Source organism: Desulfovibrio sp. MES5 (assembly GCF_002237645.1).
GTDB lineage: Bacteria > Desulfobacterota > Desulfovibrionia > Desulfovibrionales > Desulfovibrionaceae > Desulfovibrio.
Genome location: NZ_MJUZ01000002.1, coordinates 76,028 through 100,068, shown reverse-complemented (window position 1 = coordinate 100,068; position 24,041 = coordinate 76,028). Strand labels below are relative to the sequence as shown.

10 protein-coding genes are annotated in these 24,041 nt (G+C 53.2%); 7 read left to right on the top strand and 3 right to left on the bottom strand.

Annotation, left to right across the window (positions count from 1 at the left end):
* The coding region (locus BCS36_RS00770) for a helix-turn-helix domain-containing protein (protein WP_291301030.1) at nt 1–131 on the bottom strand (131 nt) is incomplete at its 3' end.
* A gap of 213 nt (nt 132–344) precedes the next feature.
* Between BCS36_RS00770 and BCS36_RS14125 the strand changes: the two genes are divergently transcribed.
* The 6 genes from BCS36_RS14125 (at nt 345) to BCS36_RS00740 (ending at nt 13,808) form a co-directional block, all read left to right on the top strand.
* Complete coding sequence (locus tag BCS36_RS14125; RefSeq protein ID WP_367209040.1) at nt 345–1,733, top strand: response regulator transcription factor; 1,389 nt, start codon at nt 345–347, stop codon at nt 1,731–1,733.
* Nucleotides 1,734–2,916: 1,183 nt separating this feature from the next.
* Nucleotides 2,917–5,214: an EAL domain-containing protein gene (locus BCS36_RS00760; RefSeq protein ID WP_291301026.1), complete on the top strand. Its 2,298-nt coding sequence runs from the start codon at nt 2,917–2,919 to the stop codon at nt 5,212–5,214.
* Between the two features lie 608 nt (nt 5,215–5,822).
* Complete coding sequence (locus tag BCS36_RS00755; RefSeq protein ID WP_291301025.1) at nt 5,823–8,234, top strand: methyl-accepting chemotaxis protein; 2,412 nt, start codon at nt 5,823–5,825, stop codon at nt 8,232–8,234.
* A gap of 528 nt (nt 8,235–8,762) precedes the next feature.
* A complete protein-coding gene (locus tag BCS36_RS00750) occupies nt 8,763–11,159 on the top strand; it encodes a calcium-binding protein (protein WP_291301024.1) in 2,397 nt (798 codons plus the stop codon).
* Between the two features lie 49 nt (nt 11,160–11,208).
* Nucleotides 11,209–12,345: a DUF563 domain-containing protein gene (locus BCS36_RS14120; protein ID WP_367209038.1), complete on the top strand. Its 1,137-nt coding sequence runs from the start codon at nt 11,209–11,211 to the stop codon at nt 12,343–12,345.
* A gap of 59 nt (nt 12,346–12,404) precedes the next feature.
* Nucleotides 12,405–13,808 carry a hypothetical protein gene (locus BCS36_RS00740; RefSeq protein WP_291301023.1) on the top strand — a complete coding sequence of 468 codons (1,404 nt, stop codon included), beginning with the start codon at nt 12,405–12,407 and terminating at the stop codon, nt 13,806–13,808.
* Between the two features lie 599 nt (nt 13,809–14,407).
* On the opposite strand, the gene BCS36_RS00735 is transcribed toward BCS36_RS00740, so the two are convergent.
* Entirely contained in the window at nt 14,408–21,592 is a 7,185-nt protein-coding gene (locus BCS36_RS00735; protein ID WP_291301022.1) for a hypothetical protein, read from the bottom strand.
* Nucleotides 21,593–22,014: 422 nt separating this feature from the next.
* Nucleotides 22,015–22,221, bottom strand: a complete 207-nt coding sequence (locus tag BCS36_RS14115; protein WP_367209036.1) for an integrase core domain-containing protein — start codon at nt 22,219–22,221, stop codon at nt 22,015–22,017.
* Between the two features lie 533 nt (nt 22,222–22,754).
* Here BCS36_RS14115 and BCS36_RS00730 point away from each other — a divergent pair.
* The gene (locus BCS36_RS00730) at nt 22,755–23,525 is read left to right on the top strand and encodes a hypothetical protein (protein WP_291301021.1); all 771 of its coding nucleotides are present in this window, start codon (nt 22,755–22,757) and stop codon (nt 23,523–23,525) included.
* Nucleotides 23,526–24,041 lie beyond the last annotated feature (516 nt).

The window sequence follows — 24,041 nt, the reverse complement described above, 5'->3', positions numbered from 1 at the left end:
CCTTGATACCGGTAGAAGGTATCTCTGGAAAAGCCCATGATGCGGCAGGCTCTGGAGACATTGCCGAGTTCGGCGGCAAGGTTGAGAAGTCCGGTCTTGTGTTTGATGACGTTTTGATTGAAACTTTCCATGGGGAAACTCCGTGGGCGCTGTGCCCGGTTGATGGTACGTTTACACTTCCATCAAAACGGAGTTCCCCTCGCTTTTCAAGGGACAACTGTCAGATCAAATCGCGACTACTTCATCTAACGCCTCAGACGAAATTGCCTGGTGAGCCAAAAGTATGGGGACAAGCTCTCGCCTTCTTTTTTTTTCCTATTCTCAACACCGGTTCCACTCTGCTCATGCTTCATCGGCTGACGCCGGATGAACAGTCTATTGCCCTTTCAGGGTATTTGCTTGGGGTGATCATGAGTGCGGCAGTTCTCGCCTGCATTGAGCGCCGCATTGCATCTGCCCCGCATACAGCTTCCTTTTGGGGCGGCATCATTGCCGCGTACATTGTCGTCATCGCTATAACCGCTCCTCCGACGCTTTTATGGTGTCCCTGGTTCTACGAAGGATTCTGGCTTACTTTTGTCCAGCTTGTCATATGGGCAATACTCTGGCCCATCATGTACAGACTCTTTTTCCTCTCTGTCCCCCCCCATAGCCAAGGCTTCTCTTTAGCTGGCGCCTTGGCCGTAGGCCACGCTTTTTGGGCCATGATCATACTGATCCTGGTGGAAACCCATTTCCAAGCGCCCTCAGGGTCAGCCAATCGCTATGGCATGCTGCTGCATTGTACGCGTTCGTTGTTGTCTCTTGCCTTTGCTTACATTGTATGGCGACTTTTCAGAATCCTTCCGGAGTTGCTAGGCAAGGAGAAAATCCGTCTGGAGGACCGAGAACAACAATCTGTAAATACAACGGATTTCTCCGCCTCGAAACTATTACTGAGGCTGCTGCCGCCCCTCACTATAACCTGTTTTATCAGCGGTTTCAGCTCGTTAGCCATTCTACCGTACTTCAACATAAAGGAAGCATACCCAGAGTATACCCAGCTTGCCTTTCTGCTGCTGTTTTCTTTTACGTCTTTCTTTTTATATAGCTATGGCAATAAAATTCTAAGTTTTCTATTCATCGGGGGCATCCTTCTTTGCCTGCCCCTGACATGGCTACTCACGCTTCCCCCTACAAGCTGGTTGTACCAAACCATACTCGTAGCCAGCATCATCGGCTACCAGATGCAACTTTTTTCCGGCATGCTGCTTACCGGCAACATCGCTTTCCGCTGCGCCTTCCCAGCCCTGTACACTACCGCACTGCTTATGTGCGCAACGAGCGCAATGCTGGCGGGCGCCTTATTCCAAAGCTATGTGCAGCCTTTGCTGCCCAGTTCCCCCATTGTCACGCTTATGGTCTGCACTTTTTTGTGCATTGCCTCCCTGCCAGCAGCTTACCGGGCGCTTCATGAAATCAACAAGAATGACAAGCCATCTGTTGCGCCAGCGTTGCCCATTATTCGTGACATTGCCCAGACTATTAATATTTTTTCTGTAAAGTATAAACTCTCCCCCCGCGAAAAAGAAGTTCTTGAATTACTGATGCGCGGACTCTCTACAGGAGCCATGGCGGAGACACTGCATCTTAAAGAAAACTCCGTACGCTTTTACATTCGCACCCTTCTGAAAAAAACCAGGGTCAACAGCCGAATGGAGCTTGTCAGCACCCTTATCAACAGCGACCAATAATCGAAAATGCGCTTTACAACAAAGTAGCATCAGATCTGTCTTCAGTAACTCTCGCGTATTCTGGCTGTTAAAAACCGAGAGATCGCCCGTGAAGCTCCTGTGAGGAGCCTTCTGTCGCCGTAGTTCCCAGGCGCTTACCGCCCCCTTGAACGCAACTATAAAGGAACACTGCAAATTGACAGAGTGAGTTTTGACTTTCGGGAACTCCTGTATAGTGAAGGTTCTGATTCTGGAAATAAAAAACAGCGGCTTTGAGGGCTGCTGTTTTTTTATTTCTGGCTTTAGCCGGGTGAGCGCACCAGCGAGCGAAATAAGAAGCCACGCGCAATGCGCGTGGAAATTAAGCGCTATCCACACAAAACCCTTACTTCGCGACGACGTGGTTCAAGCCCATCGTACTTTTTAAAAACTTGTGGGGTTGTGCGGGCCAATGCCCAAAGTTTGGCTCACACAAAATGACTCTGCAAGCCTCATATCATGATTGCCCATACGCATCAGAAAACAATATTTTCATCATTTCACAACAGTATAAAGGATTCTACAGCACTTTTGCACAGATGAATTTATAGAAATGTCAAATTTAACACAATTCTATGCCATATTTACATACGCGAACATGCAGATAAAAATCAGCGTGTCGATCTTTATGGAGCATTTAAAAAATAATATTCACTGATGATTTTTAATAAACAGACAAACCTTAACTATAAATTATACGACTCAGAGTTTTATCCCCAAGGGTATTCTGTCAGCACCGTGGGATCAACGAGCGAAGATGAGGAAGCATATCCACTATTGCGAGAAACACGGCATGTGCAAGACAAACTGATGTCGCGCGAATATCAGGCCCCCTTTAAGGAGCAAGGCAAGCCGATAATGGCACGGGGCTGAACACTGTGAAAACCAGCGTTTTTGAACGCGGGCGGCAGCAGCCCCCTACAGGGGCAGGGCAAACCATCCGCCATGCGAGGAAGCATGATTATAACAATCTATTTTCAATAGCCTTCTCTTATACGCAATTCATGTACTCCTCAAATTTGAGGAGTCTTTTTATACGGCTCCTCAATTTTGTCGTATTGCTCTGTGACTTTATTGCTCTTAGATGCTGAACAAGTGTTTGTTAAAACAACATCCCGGCGAACAATCATCAATAAGCTCAGGGCAATTATATAGGAGTAGAGGCATGAAGACCGCAAACCCGTCACTGCCCATTCCCTCTCGCTCGCGCACGCTAAATACATCCGTCGACGCCCCGTTAAGCGCCAAAGAAAGAATACTTATCATAACACTGATCCTTCTTTTCATAGCCTTTGTACTGATGCTGGCGGTGGAGGCATGGCAGTCCCGCGAACGGGAACTGGCCTCTGCAAAACGGTATCTTCACTCCTACGTGGATCAGGCCAAGGGCCATGCAACGATGTCCGTGGATAAGGTAGATGCCATTTTGCGGCTGGTTCAGGGCAGAGTCAAAAACATCCCCCTGCCGGATGAAGAGCTGAGTATTTTTCTCCAAAAACACCTGGCGGCCATACCCTCCGCAACGTCGCTACTCATGACTGACGCCGAAGGCAATATCATTGCCCGCGCCGCGAAAACCCACACCTGCCTGGTAAACATAAGTCATCGTCCCTATTTTAAAGAGCTGATGAAAAAACCTTCAGAGGCGCTCGTCATCTCTGAACCGTTTTTTTCAGAATATGAGCAAGGATGGATCATCACGCTGTCTCGCCGCTGGACGGCGAGCAATGGCGCCCTTGCAGGAGCCATAGTCGCAGTCTTGCCCCATACTTTTTTTCTGAGGTTCTACAGTCAAATAGTATCAGGATCCGAAGAATTTATTGCCATAACAGATCTTAACACCCGTCTTCTGGCCCGCTACCCCGAAGACCCCGCCAAACGGGGGCAGATACTGACCGGGTCCACATTCGAGCGCCTGCTGCAGGAGGGCATGGATGAGGGCGTATACATCGCGCCATCGCATGACGACCACGTAGAGAGAGTTTTTGCTTTCAGCCGCGTAGGCACATTCAACATCGCGATCATTGCCGGACTTGCAACCAGCACTGTGCTTGGCGAATGGAAGCGTAAGATTATTATTTTTTCTGCAGTTACTGTGAGCTCGGGGGTTTTGCTGTTCTATTTTCTTGCCATGCTGGTGCGCAATTACACAAAATTACGTTACCAATCAAAATATAATGAATTGTATGATGAAGTAACAGGGCTGCCCAAGCTCAAGCACTTCGAGTCGATCTTTGAAAGCAATACATTTGCAGCCACAAAAAGCGGCATGTATTACCCGCTGATGCTTGTAGGCATAGATGGCTACAATAAAATGACTATCACATTGGGAGAAAAAAATATCAACGATGTTATATGCATACTTGCATCGCGCCTGGACTACGGCACAGGCCATCCAAAGTTGATTGGACGCATCGAGGAGGACAAATTTATTTTGCTGCTTACTGAGCCGCAACGGCTCGAAGACATTTCAAAATATACCGAAAATCTCCTCGAGACTTTCTCCATGCCTCTTTCCGTAGGGCGAGAGGAATTTATCCCCTCATGCACCATAGGCATCAGCCTCTACCCCAATGACGGCAAAGATCTGCCGACGCTGCTTCACAATGCCCGAGTGGCCCTTGTGGAAGGCAGAAGCCGAAACGACAGGTACCATTTTTTTTCAAGCGAGTTGAACGCGCTTATTGCCCATCGGTGGTGGATGGAATCCGCCCTGCCCAAGGCATTGCGCAATAACGAACTGACTGTGTACTACCAGGCCCAGTTTTCTTTAAGCCCGCGGCAGCTAGTTGGTTTTGAGGCGCTCCTGCGATGGAACCACCCGGAAAAGGGCTTCATTTCTCCTGCTCAATTTATCCCCATTGCGGAACGCACCCGCATGATTGTGCCCATAGGCGCCTGGGTTCTGCAGGAAGCTTGCGCCCAGTGCCAAAAATGGCTTGAAATGGGGCTTTTTTCGGGAAAAATGGCTGTGAACCTTTCAGCCGTACAGCTACAGAACGCCGATCTGCTCGACCTGGTAACCAGCACCTTGCAGGATACAGGTCTGCCCCCCCATCACTTGGAACTGGAGATAACAGAATCCGCGATCATGACAGATGCTGAAAATGTCCTGGCTCAGCTGGATTCTCTTCGCGCACGAGGCGTGCAGATATCCCTGGATGATTTTGGGACAGGCTATTCTAATTTTTCGCACCTGGCCAACCTGCCTGTAAGCAAACTCAAGATAGACCGAAGTTTTATACAGGATATTACAAACAATGCCACCAGCAGAACCGTGGTAGAATGCATCATTTCCGTTGGACACAAGCTTGGAATGACCTGCCTTGCGGAAGGGGTTGAGCATGAAAGCCAAATACTGCACCTTACATTGAAAAAATGTGATGCGGTACAGGGATTTCTGACTGCAATTCCGCAACCGGCGGAAGTCATAACCCCAATATTGCAACGACACGAATGGTGAATAAACTTGAAAATGCGCTGATTGTTATCGACAACAACAATTCAACTAAGTACAAAATCTGAATATCTCCGCCAAGGCTGCTTCCAAATAACTCATTGCATCTAGATGCGACATTAGAGGCAGCCTTGGTGGAGGTTTTTATTCCCATGCGTTTATCACCGAGAGCGGGACCACAGCACATCAATTGTGATGAAGTATCCCGGCTGCCCTTTGGCGAAATTCAACTTGGCGTCGTGACGAAACACCGGGGCTATGGGTGCGCACACCTGCGCATATATGCAGGAATGTGGAAGCCGAGCCGGAATAAAATCTTCAGTTTTTCTTTTTATCACCTTTCGACACCAAACATACGGCATTTGCCGATACGACAGCAAATCATTTTTCTCTGTGCCCTGGCACGCACTACAGTGCATTATAAAATAAAAATCTATTATCCTTCAAATTGAGTAGTCTTTTTTTTCTTTTTCCTCAATCTGTGAGTATTGATGAACGTTCATTCTATACTTATGAAACAGGTAATTAGAGAAAACCGGCCGTAGCCGTGAGCATTTTTTCATCACGAATGCGCTTTTAATAACCGCGTTTCTATCCGCAAAGAGGGATGGGCCATGACAACAAAATACAAAATTATCAGCGGGTTTGTTTTTATCATGCTTTTGTTGGCTGCCGTTTCATACCTGGGATATGTAAAGCTCCATGCAGCATCTACTGAATTCAATTTATACAGATCAGAAGCGCGCACTGCGGTGTTTTCTAATGGCGCGGATGCTCAAGCAAGAAATATGCGCGACAGGGTTTCACGATTCACACAAGATCTGGACGCGTTCCACATGGATGAAGCGCGTGTCAGTGTTGCCTCGGCGCTTAAATACATAGCAATGGCGCATGATGAAGAAAACAACCCTGTCGAGCAGAAAAACCTTGACGCTCAAGCTGAGCGTTTAAAGAAATCTTTGGGTTTGATTGATCATATTGAAAAAACGCTTCTTGAATCAAATAAAATACTGCGTGAGCGTGTCACTCCGGATGGGAATGCCATAAATGAGCGCCTCAGCGCGCTTTCTCTAGCCGCTCGCAACGCGAACAACATGCATCTGGCTGCTCTGATTGATGATTTTTACAGCGACTACGTAACGCTTCGTGTTCAAATAATGGGATACGTGAGTAATTATGAAGAAATAAGAGCTGAAACTGCGTTAAAATGCATGCAGACCCTTGATGGCCTCCTGATAAAACTGGAAGAAGCCTTGCAAGATACTGCAAGTCGCAAGGCTTTTGTCTCACTGGAACAGGCTTTCAAATCTTACAAAGACGGTGCATCGCGCGTTATTTCTCTATGCAGTGAGGCTTCAAATAACATTGAGGCCATAGAGTCTGTCGGTACTGAACTGGCCAAAACATTTGATACGTACACGACATCAACAGAAGAAAATATGCTGAAGGTCGGGCGAGCCATGCTCGAAAGCAATGCGCAGGCCCAGCGCGCCACGCTGTACGCCAGTGTGGGCGGCATTGTTCTTGGCATTGTGTTTGCCCTTTGGATTGTCATCAGCATTGTGCGCATTTTGCATCAGGTCTCCAACTTTGCCGTGAAGATAGCTCAAGGTGATTTCAGCACCGACCTTAAGGTGAAAGAAGGTGGAGAAATCGGCTCGTTAGTGCAAGCCATGCTGAGCATCCCGACCATGCTGAACAACCTGATGGAACAAAGCAAAAACACGGCGCACCGCATTGCCATTGGCAACTTTCGCGAGCGCATTGACCAGAAAAAATTTCAGGGCGGTTTTGCCGAGCTTACGGGCTGCATCAACAATGTGGCCGATGCCTATACCTCCGTGCTGGATGCAGTGCCTTCTGTCCTCATGACTGGCGACACGGAATGTTCCATCCGGTTCCTGAACAAGGCCGGAAAAACGGTTCTTGGCGGGGATTTCTTGAACCAAGGCTGCGGCAACCTGTTCAAGACCAAAGAATGCAGCACAGGCGACTGCTTTGGCAAGAAGGCCATGATGGAAAACCGGCCCAATACAGGTGAAACAACCGCATATCCCGGCGGGAAAAGAATGGAAATATCCATGACCGCACTGCCTTTGTGCTCTCTTGACGGCACACCCATGGGCTATATGGAAATGATAAATGATATTACCGAGACTAAAGATTCGCAAACCATGCTTTTACAAGTCGCGCAGGAGTCCACGGAGATAGCCGAACGTGTGGCATCAGCCTCTGAGGAACTTTCCGCCCAAGTTGAACAGGTAAGTCGTGGTGCGGACATGCAGCGTTCACGCGTGGAATCCACAGCAACCGCCATGGCGGAAATGAACTCCACAGTAATGGAAGTGGCGCGTAACGCCGGATACGCCGCAGAACAAGGTGAAGCGACCCGCAGCAAAGCTGAAAGCGGCGCTGAACTGGTGAACAGCGTAGTCACATCCATCAATGGCGTGAACACAGTGGCTCTCAGCCTGCATGAAAACATGATGGAATTGGGGCGTCAGGCAGAAAATATCGGCGGGGTGATGAATGTCATTTCCGACATTGCAGACCAGACCAACCTGCTCGCGCTCAATGCTGCCATTGAAGCGGCACGCGCCGGGGAGGCCGGACGCGGGTTTGCCGTGGTGGCGGATGAAGTACGCAAACTTGCGGAAAGCACGATGGAAGCCACAAGAAAAGTTGGCGAAAACATCCAGGCGATCCAGCATGCAGCGCGCACGAATATTGAGGAAGTCAACAACGCTGTGAACAGCATTGGTGAGGCCACGGGGCTTTCCAATGCCTCAGGGCAAGCTCTGCAGGAAATTGTAACCCTGGCTGCGTCCAACTCAGCCGTCGTTACCAACATCGCCACCGCAGCGGAAGAGCAAAGCGCTACTTCGGAAGAAATCAATCACGCAGTGGAAGAAGTGAGCCGTATCGTGTCTGAAACGGCTGAAGGCATGGTTCAGGCATCATCGGCAGTGCAGGACCTTGCGCTGACCGCGCAACAACTTAAGCAGGTCATGGCGCGTCTGCGGTAGCAGTCCCATAGGCAAAAAAGAATTTGCCGACGCGACCAATGAGAATGGTTTATGGTGGTGGGGGGCAACTTTATGGCTACTGCAACTACTTGTTCAAGTACTGATCGGCCATCAGCGTCCATCCATGCGCCCGCCTCCGGGCAGACCATATTCATCGCCTCCACGGCTCTGGAATCTGCAAATTTCAAATTTGATCTTGACGATGTTGAAATATTACGCACAGAAAATGACATTATGCTGTGCTTTCCCAATAACGGAAATCTTGTACTACAGAATTTCGTTGTTCTGGACAGCAGCCAATTGCCCAAATTTGAGTTGCTCAACGGAATCCGAATAGACGCCGAAGAATTGGTTAATATCGCAAAGCCAAAAGAGCCGGACTTGAGCTTTAACGGCAGACTTGGCGGGTATCTTGATTCAACCGGCGAGTTGATGGATGGGATTGACCACCTCGGAGAGCTCGATAAGACATGGTGGGACAGCTTAGGCAATACAAGCTTCATATCAGAAATAACTGCAGAAACAGACATGGACGCCGAGGCGGATACCGGCACTAACACGGATACAGACACAGATACAGACACTGATACCGATACAGATACAGATACTGACACCGACACTGACACGGATACGGATACCGACACTGATACCGACACCGATACCGATACGGATACAGACACGGACACAGATACTGACACGGATACCGACACAGATACCGACACAGATACCGATACGGATACAGACACGGACACAGATACTGACACGGATACCGACACAGATACCGACACAGATACCGATACCGATACAGATACTGACACGGATACCGACACAGATACCGATACCGACACTGATACTGACACTGATACCGACACTGATACCGATACAGATACTGACACTGACACGGATACGGATACAGACACTGATACCGACACCGATACCGATACGGATACAGACACGGACACAGATACTGACACGGATACCGACACCGATACGGATACTGATACCGATACTGACACTGATACCGACACAGATACTGATACTGACACAGATACCGATACTGATACTGACACGGACACAGATGGCGTTGACAATGATTCCATTCATTTAATCAATGAAAACACCATGATATATGCCAACACCATATATGGCGACAGTCAGATTTGGGCCATTGAAGGGGGGCTCGTCAGATGGATCGGTGGCGAAGGGAATCAAAGCGTAACCTTCACCAACGAAACGAATGGATTAATTTACATTGGCGGCAAAAACCACCCGGATGACTCCTACTGGGGCAAGGACACAATCACTCTTGAAGCCTCACGGGTGGACGGGAACACCATTCAGGCAGGCCAGGGCAATGACGTCATCCACCTCACAGGTTTGGGAGAAGGCGGCAAAACATTCGCTTATGCCAATACCATTCACGGGGACCAGCACACCCCCATGTATGGCATGGCCGTTGGCAATGACAGCTTCATTATTGACGGCAACTCGCAAGGAAACACCATTTACGGCGATGGGCGCGAAACACTGGCCCTTGTCGGAGCTGACAATGGCAAAACCATTCAGCTTGGAAATGATACCGTGATTATTGGCGGTGATTCCACAGGCGAAAGTTTCTATGGCGACGCCTATGAAATGCGCAACGGAGCCAAGGGCGGCAATGACCTTTTCCACGTAAAAGGCAATGCGGATGGTTCTGTGGGCAGTTCTCTTTACGGTGACGGCTACTATATGTACCAGGGCGTCACCGGCGGCGACGACACAATACGCATTGACGGATCTTCCACGGGTGAAAGCATTTATGGCGATGCCTTTCATGCCTACGGCAACAACATCACCGGTAATGATCGTGTTGAAATCGGCGGCAATGCCACAGGAAATACCATCTTGGGAGATGTATACGTAAATGACGGAACAGACTCGAAATACGGCAATGATATCGTCACCATAGGCGGCAACTCCCAAGGCAACTCCATCTACCTTGATGCCTATACGCCCAGCATCGGCGGCAAAGGTGGAGATGATGAGCTCCACATCAGCGGAGATTCCACAAACGACACTCTCTACGGTGACTTTTACTCCAACGTTCTCGGAATGGACTTCGGCAACGACAACATTGTCATTGACGGTGTCGTCACCAACATCAGGGTCGCGGGCGATGGCGAATATACCAACGAATTCGTAACGCACTACGGCGACGATCTCATCGAGATAGGTTCTCTCGCATCGGGCAATGTTTACGGCGACTGCGCCACGGGAAACTATAACCCCAATGCAACCGGCGGCAATGACACCATCATTGTTCATGATCTCATCGGAAACGAAGCCAAGCTTATTGATGGCGGGCGAGCTGGCAACGACCTCTTCATTTATGACAATGACCAGGGTCATACCATTCAGTTGGGTAATGACGGCAGCGTGAGCATTGATGGCAGCAACACCTACATGAACACGACGATTACCAACTATGAAGGAGTTGGCGGAGGTTCAGGCGATGACATCATCATCGGCAACAATCTGGATAATATTCTTATGGGAGGTACGGGAAATGACATCCTGACTGGCGGCGGCGGAGCGGACGCTTTTGTCTGGAGAGACGGCGACCTTGATGGCGGTACGGACATTATTACTGACTTCAACCTGAGCGCGGACGACAAGATATACATCGCGGATCTTCTCGACGCCAACGGAAGCCTTGATCTGTCGCGCCTGAATTCAACGATTGAAAACGGGCAATTGGTCTTGAACATACCGAATGCCGAAGGGGTACAAACTATACAGGTGGTTATCGAAGGCGGCCTTACGGTCGGAAATTCCACGTATGCGTCCTTTTCGCAATTTTCACAAGACTATGGAAGCGCCTCGCACGACAGTCAAAATGAAATGATGAACACACTGTTGCTGCAACTTCTGACAACAGAATAAAGAAAAACGCCCCCACCACGGAGCCGTTTGCCTTTCAACAGGTGCGCGTATGAGTCTCTTCGCTCAACCGGTGCGGATCGCGGAGTATGCCGAACTTCCTGAGCTGCAGGCTTCGTACTTCATCGCGGCGCAAGGATACCCCGTAGCGGATGTGGAGATGCACATACTGGGCTCGCAACCAAAAACACGTTCGCCAAAAAAAGTAAGAAACACCGTCCCTCACCTGTATATTCATGAGCTTGCCGACATCATATACGCTGACGGCATACTCTATTCCCCCCGCTCCAAATGCGCGCTCATTGATTCGGTTCGCTCTTTCGGAGAAGCCCTTACCCCCCGCCTGTATTACGGCCCGCACACGCGGCTGAGAAGCCTTGGCAGGGGGTTTTACGTTCCGGAAAAAGCCCCCCCGGCAACCGAGGTCACGGCTGGAAAAAATCTGGCTTTCATGCCGTGCTTTACAAGCTACCCGGTATACGGGCACTGGCTCCTTGAGGCACTGACAAGCCTGTGGGCGCATGCTCATGTACAACGCCTGGCCGGAAACGCTCCCGTCAGGCTTCTCTTGTCTCCCATGGCGAACATTCCCGACTACATGAAGCTTTTTGCAGAACCATTCGGCATTACGGACTACGATTTTTATTATCCGTCCCGCCGTATGCGGCTGGATCGAATATTCATACCAACCAAGTCTTACATGCATATGGCTTATGTTTCAGAAGTCGCAAAAAAAATGTGGCAGCATGTCGTCAATTACTATCTTCCAGACGCCACTATGGACCCCATTGAAAAAATCTATCTCTCCCGCAGGCATATCAAGGCAAGGCGTCTTGAAAACGAGCAAGAGATCGAACGCTTTTTTGAGCAGCAAGGATTTACCGTTATTGAAAGCCAGAACCTATCCCTTGCCAACCAGATATGCCTTTTCGCTCATGCCGCCCGCATCGCTGGCCCCGTGGGAAGCGCCGTGCATAACGTGGTTTTTTCACAGAACCCGCAACAGCTTAAAACGCTCTTTCTCGGGCCGGAAGATTATACGTCATTCAGTGCCATAGCTGTAATTGAACAGGCATACGGGCGAAAAGCCTATTTTGTTCAAGGAAGCGAAAGAACCAGAGAACGCCGCAGTTGGCACGTCCCGTTACATGAAGTCCAGATGGCCTATGAGCAGTGGACGGCTGAATAGCCCGGCGGTCCGAGGCCGCCCTTGCCACGGGCATAAACGACATTTGAGGAGCATGAAAAGTGGCGACAAAAAGCGTGGAACTACGGTATGCTTGGTTTCTGGAGCAAGTCGCCGTACTTGCCGGTCATGCCCGCGCCGGGGAAGAATGGCGCATGCTGGATGCGTTAACAAGCCCTGTTCGTATTCCCGGTTCTGTAGCGCAGCGTTTGCAAGGCCGCTGCATCCGCATGCCCATTGGCTCCTATGTGCGGCAAGCAGCAAACCAGGGCGAACAAAATTTCTGGAACCTGATCCCTTCCGATTTTTTTCATGTCCTTATCGCCTCTGTTCCACTACGACTGCTGAACAACTTTTTACGCCACATCAGCCGGGTGTTATGTCCTGAAGGAATGGCCGGATGTCTGATCATCCCTGATGGGGGTGATCGTGCCCAGGCTCTGGAGACCGTGCAGCGGTCAGTATCCAGACATAACCTGAACGCCAGCCCCCTTTCTTGGGAACAAGCCCCACTGGGCGCGGACCCGGCCTGGTATGACCGCGGCCGCAAAGAAATATTTCTGGTTCTGAAAAAATCCGTCGCGCCTGATGCGGACATGCTCCCTACGCATGAGGATGACTTTATACCGCAAGAACAACAGCCCTGGGCCGTCCCTTTCAAAAAGAAACCAAAGGCCGTTCCCCCTGAAGTCGTGGGACGCCTCCATTATCTTGCGGCCTGTAATCAGTCAAAAAGCATTCTGGAAATCAGTATTCATTCGCCCAAAATATTTTCACAGCTTGAACTGCCCGTCCGCGTCCGGGTCAGCTCCTTTGGCTCCGCGCCCGCTCTGGCTTCCGGCAAGGATGGCGCACTGGAAATAGGCATGGACGCCGACCAGTTCTTTCAAACCATACACGGCGACCCCAATAACGCGATATGCCGCCGCCTGCTTGCTCTTGCGCCGTCGCTCCAGTTTGACATCCTGCATATCAACGTCGGGCAGCAATGGAAAACGGTGCTGGATGTTTTCAGTAAGTGCCTTCCCCTTACCCACTCCAAAAGCATTGTCATACTGAATGACGTCGTTCCGGCACACCCGTACGGCGCGCTTCCAGACCGCGCGCTGGCCGCCGCATATGCCGGGGCCGCCGGATTAAAAAATCGCTACCATTATGGAGATGCCTACAAGGCCGTTTTTTACATCCACGATTTTTTCCCGCAGTTCTCTTTTTGCACACTGCCGGGCGCGAACAATCAAACCGTCATCTGGCGCTCCAGCGGAAAACGGGAATCTTTTTTCCCTTCATGTACTGCGATTGACCGGTTGGATTATTGGGAGATGCTTGAAAATGCTTCATTGCTCATGCCTGTGGAGCCTGAAATGCTGCCTCGTCTCATTGGAAAACACCTTTGCCCCGCTCAATATGCCAATGCCTCCGATTGGAAAAAAGTTTTGATTCCACTCGCCGCAACGGGCAGATAAAGCGCGGTTACAACCCTCCGCCTCCGCCCCTTTGACGGTTTCTTTATTTTACTTTCTTTTTGCCGCACAAGCGCGCGCCGGGCCTGCCTGTGCGGTGAAGTTTTCATCCCGGAATGACCAGCCCCAGACTCTTCCATCCTCAATTCCAAGTGGCAGGCAACAGCGGCCCGCACAGAACTGATCAGACATAAAAGCCAATACCAGGTCGGGCGGGTCAGCGCGGCTGCGGCCATGCCGTGAGGGCGTGACCCTGAAGGGCGTGCCCTGGAAGCTGTGCCCTGGAGGCCGAGCCCTGGAAGCCGTGCCCTGGAAGCCGTGCCCTGGAAGCCGTGGCTGTTGGAACGCATCGCAGGCAAGCATGGCGCACAAGCGAAACATGCTCTGGTGGGGCACGGCCACGCAGCCAGGGGCACTGCGGCAGGATACTTCGAGCGGCGCAGCGGGCGCGTAGCGGGCGGCGTACAGGGTGCAGCATGTTATCAAATAAAAATGAAGAGCCTGCGGGTTTTACCCTCAGGCTCTTCATCCAATGACTGTATGGTATGGTCATGGCTGCTCACTCTCAAGAAAAAGAGTGAACAGCCTGTGAAACTGCTTATCTAGCCGTTTGCCATTTGCCGTGCGGCATTGTCCGTGGTTTCCTGGCAGGAATCCATTATGCCGGGAACGCTGCTGGCTCCGCTCGCCGAGGCGACAATGTTTTCAGAAAAAACAGGAGCATTGGGAGAGGCGGACTCGGCGAGTCGTCCCTGGTCAAGAATCCCTTCAAAACCGGTCAGGTCCATCTCATACACATCCACGGTGGGGCTTCCGTACAGGGTATCGGCCCCGTCTCCGGCAGCCTGCTGGCCAGCGCCCCAGAACAGGTTATCAAGGCTGTCATCGCCGTGGGTCAGCGTGATGTCGGCATGGAGGGTGTCGCCTTCGTCCATTTCAGTGGAATTGCCCAACGTGGCGGCTCCCTTCTCAAATATCGTGCTGCCGCCATGATCGCCCAGGAAGGAGAAAAGCGGCGTGACCGGACTCGCTACCCCTTCATCCTCGGCAAGGCTCACCTGTACTGTGGCGTCAAGATCCAGACCATCCGCAGTTGCTGCAGTAGCGCCAGCATGCATGTCAAACGCGCTCTCCGGGCTGTCGTTCGTCATATGCGCCAGACCATCGTGAGCGGATGCATGGGAGTCCTGCATATCGTCATGCCCGGCGGCATGCTGTGCCTCCTGCATATGGTGTTCGGCGTCGGTCTCCGCGAACATTGCGGCGGGCTCGGCAGAGTGCGCGACGGGGGCGTGCAGATGGTCGACAAGCTCTGGAGGGGAGATGGGGACGTCATCGCGCAAAGCCCACAGGAGGTCGTTAAAGGTTGACAGAAAATCCGAAGGCAGAGCCAGGACGTCCAGGCCGTGAAAGCCGATGCCCGTTATGCCGCCAGCGATGAGCGCATCGGAATGTATGCCGTTGAGCCATGCGCCGTAGCGAACGGCGAAGCTTTCAGTGTCGGATGCCTGAAGTATCAGGGTATAGGTTCCACCGTCGGCGATCACGTTCAGGCTGCCGGCCTGCACCGCGCCGTTGATGATGAGGGTGTTGTCGCCGCCGCCCAGATTGATTTCATTACCGCTGCCATTGACAGCGCCATTGACCGTCACGCTGTCGTTGCCGGCGCCAGTGGCAATGATGTTTTTGCCGCCATTGAGGGCCTGCATGGCTACGCCCTGTCCGTTATTGGCGGTCAGGATGATGTTGTCGCCAGCGCCCCCGGCCTGCGAATGCCCTGTGATGTAGTTTACGGCGCCGCCGCCTTCGGCCCACATGGCAATGGCTTTATTGGCTGTATCCGCGGTGGCGGTAATGGTGACTGTCAGTGCGCCGCTGCTGGACTGTATGGTATTGCTGCCGAAGTCAACGGCTTTCATGCCGTAGCCGAAGCCTCCTGCAGCAGTGCCGGAAACAGTCACGACGCCACCCTCGGTGGTGATGCTGTTGTGGCCGGAAGAACTGGCAAACATGCCGAAGGCCGAGCCGGTGCCGGTGCTGCCGGCAACTGTCACCGCGCCGTTTTCTGTGGTGATGTTGTTGCTGCCGGAAGAAGCGGCATACATGCCGGAGCCGCCGCCAGAGCCACTGCCGCTTCCGGTAACGCTCACAGCGCCGCTTTCTGTGCTGATGCTGTTACTACCGAAATTGGTGGCGTACAGACTGTACAGGGAGCTGGTGCTGTTGCCCGAAACCGTCACGTTGCCGCTGCCGGTGATGATGCTGTTGCTGCCGGAATCGGTGGCGGACAAGCTGTAGCCGGAGCCAGAACTGCTGCCGGTAATAGTCACGTTGCCGCTTTCGGTGACGATGCTGTTGCTGCCGGAAATAGCGGCCTTGATGCCCGCGACGTTGCCGGAAACAGTTACGTCACCACTTTCGGTGGTGATGCTGTTTTTGCTGTTGGAAGAAACGGCATACATGCCATAGACGTATTCGGACCTGTCGTTGTTGCTGTTGCTTCCAGAAACATTCACAGATCCGCCTTCTGTGGCGATGCTGTTGCTGCCGCGACTTTCGGCAAACATGCCGTAGCCGTAGCCGGAGCCAGTGCTGCTGCTATTGCCGGAAACAGTCACGTCGCCGCTGCCGGTGTTGATGCTGTTGCTGCCTGCAACGGCATGCATGCCGGAGCCGGTAACGGCGCCATTGCCGGAAACAGTCACATGGCCGCTACCGGTGTTTATTTTATTGCTGCTGCCGGAAGAAGCGGCAAACATGCCATAGCCGGAGCCTGCCGCGCTTTCACCAGTAACGTTCACATCGCCGTTGCCGGTAATGGTATTGGTTCCGCGACCTTCAGCATGCATGGCGTAGGCGTTTTTCTGAGTGCTGGCAGCGCTGATGTCGGCGGTTCCGCCGGTCAGGGTGACCGTGTTGGAACTGTCGCCAGTGGTGGAAGATGCCTGCATGGCGTAGGCGTTGCCATTGGCGGCAGTGCTGCTCACCGTGACGTCATGCCCGGTAATTTCATTGGCCCCCAGCTTGTTGTTGGTGGAGGTGGCGTACATGCCCCAGGTATTGCCGGAGCCGTGGTTTTCAGCGGTCACCGTTGCCTGTGTGTCGCTGGTGATCGTGTTGAGAGCCGTATTGCTATACAGCGCGTAGGTGTCGCCGCTTTGCAGTGTATCTGCCGTAATGGAGACCTCGCGGCCTTCAATGATGTTTTGGGCCAGTTGCCCGGGGTTCTGGCTTTCCGCGTACAGGGCTGTGGCATTGCCGCCGTGGATATAATAGCCGCCCGACTTGCCGTGGGCCTGAATGTCCACAAGCCCGGAAGCGCTGACCGTGGTCGTGCCCGTGCTTATGGTGTAAAGACCGGAAGCAATGTTGCCCTCGGCCCGTACAGTCACGTCGCCATCCAGGGCGGTCAGCGTCGTGGTGCCGCCGGTGTGCACGCCTCCGGCTTCTGCGGCTCCCTGCGTTGACGTCTCGATGGTCAGATTTTTGCCCGCAGTGACGGTGGTGGAGCCGATGCCCCAGATGCCCCCAACCCGGCTGGAGGTGGAGGTAGCCTTGAGGTTGACGTCGCCGCCGGTGCTTTCCACATGGGTGGTATTGCCGCTGTTGTTGTCAATGGCGCTGGCGCTGGTGCCGTTGCCCGCAGCCGTGATGTTTATGTCGGCTCCGGCTTTCAGGCTGTTGTTCGCATTGCCGTTCAGTACCCCGGCCATGAGTCCCCAGGTTCCGCCGGAGGTGGCCTGGGCGTTGATGTCGATGCCGCCGCCGGCATTGATGGCATTGGTGGCATTCTGATCCGCGTTGAGGCCGGCCGCCCTGTAGCCGCTGCCGGTAACGCTCACATCTCCGCTGGTGGCGATGATGTTGCTGCCCGAGGCGGAGGCGTATATGCCGCAGCCCGAGCCTTCAGCGGCAGTGCCGGTAAGCGTTACATCACCGCTGCCGGTAATGGTGTTGGTTGCGCGCCCGTCAGCACGCATGGCATAGGCGTTGCCATGAGCGCTGGCAGCGCTGATGTCGGCGTTTCCGCCGGTCAGGGTGACCGTGTTGGAACTGTCGCCAGTGGTGGAAGATGCCTGCATGGCGTAGGCGTTGCCATTGGCGGCAGTGCTGCTCACCGTGACGTCATGCCCGGTAATTTCATTGGCCCCCAGCTTGTTGTTGGTGGAGGTGGCGTACATGCCCCAGGTATTGCCGGAGCCGTGGTTTTCAGCGGTCACCGTTGCCTGTGTGTCGCTGGTGATCGTGTTGAGAGCCGTATTGCTATATAGCGCGTAGGTGTCGCCGCTTTGCAGCGTATCTGCCGTAATGGAGACTTCGCGGCCTTTAATGATGTTTTGGGCCAGTTGTCCGGGATTCTGGCTTTCCGCGTACAGGGCTGTGGCATTGCCTCCGTGGATATAATAGCCGCCCGACTTGCCGTGGGCCTGAATGTCCACAAGCCCGGAAGCGCTGACCGTGGTCGTGCCCGTGCTTATGGTGTAAAGACCGGAAGCAATGTTGCCCTCGGCCCGTACAGTCACGTCGCCATCCAGGGCGGTCAGCGTCGTGGTGCCGCCGGTGTGCACGCCTCCGGCTTCTGCGGCTCCCTGCGTTGACGTCTCGATGGTCAGATTTTTGCCCGCGGTGACGGTGGTGGAGCCGATGCCCCAGATGCCCCCAACCCCGCTGGAGGTGGAGGTAGCCTTGAGGTTGACGTCGCCGCCGGTGCTTTCCACATGGGTGGTATTGCCGCTGTTGTTGTCAATGGCGCTGGCGCTGGTGCCGTTGCCCGCAGCCGTGATGTTGATGTCGGCTCCGGCTTTCAGGCTGTTGGTGGCGTTGCCGCCCAGCGACCCGGCCATGAGCCCCCAGGTTCCGCCGGAGGTGGACTGGGCGCTGATGTCAATGCCGCCGTTGGCTTCGACGTTATTGGTGGCGTTCTTGCCCGCGTAGACGCCCATTGAGCCGCTGCCGGTGGCCTGGATATCCAGACTGCCCACATTGGTGACGTCGTTTCTGCCGCCGTCGCTAGCCGCAAGCATGGTGGTCGTCACCGCTCCGGCAATGTTGGCAATTTTGTTGGATGAGCCGCTTCCGGTCGCATGGATGTAGCCGGAGTCCACATGCACGTCGTGCACGTCACTGATAATGTTCTTGCCCCCGGCTGTGGCATAGAGCGCGGCGCCCAGGCCGTTGACGTTGACGACCGTTCCGCCCGAAGCGTCGCCCTGTATGGTGTTGACGCCGCTTGTGCCGGAAGCGGACATGGAGCCGCCCAGCGTGATTGTGCTGCTGCCGCTGCCCACGGTGATGGTGTTGCTGCCCACACCGCGCATCCCGCCGCCGAGTTCGATCTGATTGTCGCCCTCGCCAGCGAGGATTGCGTTGGCCCCGGCGGTATCGGAGGCGTACATTTCTCCGCTCACGCGGATGACGTCATCGCCCAGGCCGGTTTCAATCTTGTTCAGCGTGCCGTTGCTGGCCGCATGCATGTCGCCGTTAAGCGCCACAGTGTCATCACCATCACCGGTGGTCACCAGGTTCTTTCCGCTGTTGCCAGTGATGGTCATGTGCCCATTGAGCGTGATTTTGTCGCCATCGGCGTCGCCGAGCTTACTGCCCCCCTGGATACTGTTCACGCCTGTGTAGCTGTACATGGAGTGGCCCTTGCTCGGGTTGTCGGCCAGCCCGCTGATGGTGGCGTGCAGGGAACCTTCCGTATATTTGATGCTGTTCCCTACGGATTCGCCCCATCCGTCGTGGGTGTACATGCCGTAAGCCGCGCCGCCGCTGCCACGGGCGTCTGCGGTAACGTTGATTTTTTCAAAACCGTCAACCTTGACCCACGAACCGCCCCAGGCGGAGGCCATGCCGTAAGCGCCACGGGCGCTGCCGAAAAGCTCGGTCGTGCCGGACTTGGCAGGACCGTTAAACGTGGCGTCAATGTGCAGTTCATCGTGGCCGCCGTTGCCTGTGATCGTCACCTGCCCACCGGCTTGAGCCGCAACGCCCATGGACGAACCGTGAGCGGCTTCGGAGGAAATGCTGACGGTGTCGTTGCCGTCGCCGCCGTTGATAGCCACCGTGCCGGAGTTGGTCCCGATAACCCCCATGGCATGGTCAGGGGCAGCGGCATGAATGCTTATGGTGTTGTCCTGGCCGTTATAGCCGTTAATGGTGGTTTTAGCGCCGTTGTACCCGGAATAAACACTGGCGGCAGTGCCGTGCACAGAAGCGTCGCTCACGCTGGCCTCAACAGTTATGTCGCTTCCGGTGGCCGAAATCGTGCCGCCATTATGGCTGCTCAGGCCCAAAGCAGCAAAGCTGCCGCCATTTTCCGTGTTGAAATACTCCTGGCTGGAAGACTCCAGATTCGCAGAGACCTGCAGACGGCCGTCAGGCCCAGCGGAAAGAATGATGGCAGCGCCACTGCCGGTAGCATATACGCTTCTGACGGAGCTGTCCTGCTGGCTGTCGGCTATAATGGTCAGGTCGCGGTCCGCCTGGATGGTCGTCTGCGCCTGGCGTCCGCCACCCGCCCATGTGTATACGCCGCCGGAACCGGCCATATTGCCGTGCGCTTCAATGGTGATGTCCCCGCCTTCAACAGTCGTTGCGACGGCAGCTCCCTGGTTGGAGTTGGTATACACGCCCCAGGCCGTACCCGCAGTACCGGTAGTCTGAGCACTGATGTGTATGGAGCTTTCTTCTCCGCCTCGAACGGAAGAGGACGCCTGTCCGCTATTTTCGTATGTGGCAAGCCCGTAGGCGCTTCCGGTATTGTGCTGGGCAGTGATATTGACCGCTCCTTTTGCGGAAGCCGTGATATCAATATCTGAATTCCACACGCCTATATTACCCGCGCCGCCCGCGTCGGACCGATCAATATCCACCCTATTGTAGCTCGTGCCGCCAAGGGTGACGCTCTCGCCGCTCACAGTTCTGGCGTCAGAGGCATACCATTCAGCTTTCAGGTCCTCACCGAGTTGAGCGCGGCTTTCTTCCGTGGCGGCATCGTAGCTTTGGCCCGCAGTGCCGCCGCTGATCACCAACGGCATTTTGTATTCCACACCGTCAATGGTTATCAGCAGCATGTCGGAGGCAAAGGTGCCGTTGTTCAGAGCAGCAAGCCCTGCCGCAGTAAGTTCAACAGTGATCTTACCGTCAGCTCCAATGCCCGTCACAGTGAAATACGCGTTCGGTCCTTCAAAGGCCCAACTGATTTGACTCGGGTCATCCACGAGGTCGCCGCTCTGGTTCACGGCAAAAAAGCTAAAAGTATTCTGGCTGGTTGCAGTAACAATAAGCCGGGTGTGGTAGGTGGTTAAGGCTGCTTCGCCATTGCCGCCAGTGGCGGAAGAATCGCCTTCAGAAGCGCCCACTCCACTCATAAGCAGAGGAACGCTTTGAAAGCTCGAGCCTTCGCTGTTGTAGTCAAGCCCATCCAGATGACTGACCCCGGCAGCAAGTTCAGCATTGCCGTGTTCGGTATACCGTGAAGATCGCTCCACGGCGGACGGGCCGGCAGCAGGAGCCAGATCAGGGGCAAGGGCGGCGAAAAATTCCGTGCCGGAAATCAGTTCACCGCCAACCTCGAATCCAGGCACGGTGTCGCTGTTGTAGTTGGTATAAAAATCCGTCAAATGTATGCTGGCAGCATCGTCAAAGGTGAAGACCAAATCATTGCCTACCCGCGAAAGGGTCGCATGGTCATAGGGAAAATCAAGAGTGTATTTGGCATCAGCAGCAGTATTCACCGCGATATGCTGTCCACTTTGGGGTCGATTAACGCTAATAATATTCATAATTATTCCTAACTTGAGTTAGCACACACAACATCATGCACGCACGGGCTAACGTAACAATATGACCAAGTTGGTCCAGATCGGGGGATTGGGGATTGCAAGAAGTTCTTGCAGACCAGTAAGACTGGCCAGAGCCGTTTTCCTGAATAAATGGGAAAGGCTCTCATGGTAGAAAGGGGGGGAGCAGGCGCCTCCCCCGTGACGCTCGAAAGCTATCACTAAAATATTTTCCAGGTAGATACGCGATCAGGAACGAACTGTCAATACAGCAGCTCCGTTATACCATTTACTAACTTTTTTTAGGTATTCAACATTGTGTAACCATTGATCTAACACAACTGTGTATACCACTTTTAAGCTGGTAGTTACCATTGGATTACAGGTAATATTCTTCTCGCAAAATTCTTCCAGTGTTAACCAGCCTAATAAGCTGTGCGGATGCCGTTGGCTATAATCCTGCTGCTAGGCTTCAACAGTTCTTCAGGCTTCGTGCGCGATAGAAACACATTCTGGTTTAAGCACTTATCCATGAATGTCCCGTTAACGCTTTCAATATGTCCATTACCCGTTGGCGTTCCCGCACAAATAAACTCAATCTGCGCACAGTGCTCAAATGCCCATGCATCCATTGCATTGCCGCTGAATTTCTAGCCGCTATCCAATGAGTTGCTCCCCGGTGCATCTGCTTCGTTTCATTTCTGCGCTTCCATGTCAGAGACACTCGCTTTTCAATGAAACACTTTGCTGGGGGGCAGTTTATTCTGACATTTTGTGTAGGGACCTCCTTAGCAAACATTATGCCGAAAAACAGATACTGCTTTCAGCTTAAGTGGAGTGAAACGGCTATAAATACTTTTTTCCCATAAAAAGAGCCATGGCAACCGTTTCAGATATCTAAAAAACTTTCCCGTTCTATTAAGGAAACCCAATTTTCTTATTTTGCTCATGTGGGGTCGGCTTCCGTGTAAAATTTTACTCATGGCCCAACGGACCTACCCCTCCCAACCCACTGTCGGGACAGGACATATCCCTTCTGTAAGGCAGATGCTCATACCCGCGCCAGCTTCGCCTTCGCCTTGCACGACTAACACTTTATGGGGAATTGCCGATAATCAGTTTGAAGCGTCTGACTTTTGACGTCTAAAAGCAGCCGAGGCATAGCATGGATTTTTTCGATCAGATCATGGCGTATTCGTTCCTGAAAAGCGGTAGCCTGGAGCTTTTGCTCGATAATATGCCCCAGCGTACAGCCACGTCGCGCGGCAAGTCCGGCAGGCAGATCATGGCCGAGGCTCTGACAGGAAAAATCAGGAGCAATTCCGCCATGCTCCGGCAGGGCGCAAAAAATGCCTCCGAGGCTGCGGCCATGGCAGACAGCATTGCGAATGCCGCCTCTTCCCTGAGCGCCACACTGAGTCAAATGCTTGCCCTTGCTCAAAAAGTTCAGGCAGACCCCAGCCAGAGCGCCACGGCAAGCCCCACGTTTAAAAGCCTGGCGACAACACTTGCCGCTACGGTATCCGGCACGCAGTACAACGGCATATCCCTTTTGGACAGCAATGGCTGGAGCACGGACAAACGTTTGACGGTCAGCGGTGATGGCGCGACGGCCACAGTGCCAATCCAGCTGGGCTATGGAACCTCAAAATTTTCCCTCTATTCTCTGTCAGGGCTGAAAGACTTGACGTCGGTAGATTTGAACGCCATCCAACCTGCTGATCTGACAGCGCTTGTGAATTCCCTTGCAGACTACGGCAGCATTGTTGCTGCGCTCGACGCCAATTACACAGCGTTGGCAACGTCGTATACAAGCGAACAAAATTTTATGAATGAACAGGCCGAAATACTTACCCGCGCGGCAAAAAACGCACTGCCCGATGAAACGGATCCTTTATTGCGCAGCCGGGGCGGGATACTCTCATCCCTGGGTTGATGCCTTTCTGGCTTGACCTCTGCCCTGCGTATCCTGAACTGACAGCGCTGTTTATGGGCATTCTACCGCCGTCCTGCGCCCGTGCCCCCGCTGCTGCAAGCCGCTGACAGGCGGAATTTTCAAGGTTTTTGTCCGCGCGAGGCTCCTCGCCTCTGCATTGCCACATCCATAGTTCTGGGCTATGTATAACACCCTTGCGCGCGCAGGACTCCGAGGCTGGACTTTACCCTGTCCAGCACTATGTTGAGAGTATGGCGCTGCCCCTCGCGGAACACCCCACCTTTGAGAATAGGTTTTCTCAATGTTTGAAGACGCCGCATCGGTGCGTAAATGTGCAGGAACACCGGCCTGCGTCTTCCGGCTTGTGCTGGTTCACGCAACCGCCCGAACAATTTTACAAAAAAATGGTCTTGGCCTTTGCCATGCCAAACGCTGATCAGGCGTGAAACCGGCTCTGCGCCGAGGTTTGCGACTGACAACCGCCGCAACTGCGTATGATCGCGTTGCGTGCCCCCC

What these genes read in the sequence shown, in the direction of transcription:
- BCS36_RS00750 (WP_291301024.1), top strand. Translation starts at nt 8,763, where the DNA reads ATGGACGCCGAGGCGGATACCGGCACTAACACGGATACAGACACAGAT.
- BCS36_RS14120 (WP_367209038.1), top strand. Translation starts at nt 11,209, where the DNA reads ATGAGTCTCTTCGCTCAACCGGTGCGGATCGCGGAGTATGCCGAACTT.
- BCS36_RS00760 (WP_291301026.1), top strand. Translation starts at nt 2,917, where the DNA reads ATGAAGACCGCAAACCCGTCACTGCCCATTCCCTCTCGCTCGCGCACG.
- BCS36_RS00755 (WP_291301025.1), top strand. Translation starts at nt 5,823, where the DNA reads ATGACAACAAAATACAAAATTATCAGCGGGTTTGTTTTTATCATGCTT.
- BCS36_RS00730 (WP_291301021.1), top strand. Translation starts at nt 22,755, where the DNA reads ATGGATTTTTTCGATCAGATCATGGCGTATTCGTTCCTGAAAAGCGGT.
- BCS36_RS14115 (WP_367209036.1), bottom strand. Translation starts at nt 22,221, where the DNA reads ATGGATGCATGGGCATTTGAGCACTGTGCGCAGATTGAGTTTATTTGT.
- BCS36_RS00735 (WP_291301022.1), bottom strand. Translation starts at nt 21,592, where the DNA reads ATGAATATTATTAGCGTTAATCGACCCCAAAGTGGACAGCATATCGCG.
- BCS36_RS14125 (WP_367209040.1), top strand. Translation starts at nt 345, where the DNA reads ATGCTTCATCGGCTGACGCCGGATGAACAGTCTATTGCCCTTTCAGGG.